The organism is Hoskinsella mucinilytica, from assembly GCF_045223415.1.
Taxonomy (GTDB): domain Bacteria; phylum Bacillota_I; class Bacilli_A; order Erysipelotrichales; family Erysipelotrichaceae; genus Hoskinsella; species Hoskinsella mucinilytica.
Genome location: NZ_JBEQZJ010000125.1, coordinates 1 through 420 on the forward strand (window position 1 = coordinate 1; position 420 = coordinate 420).

Below are 420 nucleotides of genomic sequence, written 5' to 3' on the forward strand. Positions count from 1 at the left end.
GTCAAAGACAAGGTCGTGATGATAACCGGAGGTGGAGGAAGTATCGGTAGTGAGCTGTGTAGACAGATCGCAGCCAAGCAACCAAAGCAATTGATCATTGTAGATATCTATGAAAATAATGCCTATGACATTCAGTTAGAACTAAAACATGATTATCCCAATCTAAACTTAGAAACACTGATTGCATCCGTGAGAGATAAAGGCAAAGTAAATGATCTATTCAAGAAGTATCATCCGGATATCATCTATCATGCGGCAGCACACAAGCATGTACCATTGATGGAAGATGCACCAAATGAAGCAATCAAGAACAATGTGTTTGGAACATTAAATGTAGTAAAAGCAGCGGATCAGTATGGAGCTAAGAAGTTTATTCTTATATCCACAGATAAAGCAGTAAATCCAACCAATATCATGGGT

1 protein-coding gene is annotated in these 420 nt (G+C 38.3%); it reads left to right on the top strand.

Going from position 1 to position 420, the window contains the following annotated elements; genetic code table 11:
• A partial coding sequence (locus UGRO018_RS17815) for an SDR family NAD(P)-dependent oxidoreductase (RefSeq protein ID WP_416327855.1) occupies window positions 1-420 on the top strand: 420 nt, incomplete at both ends.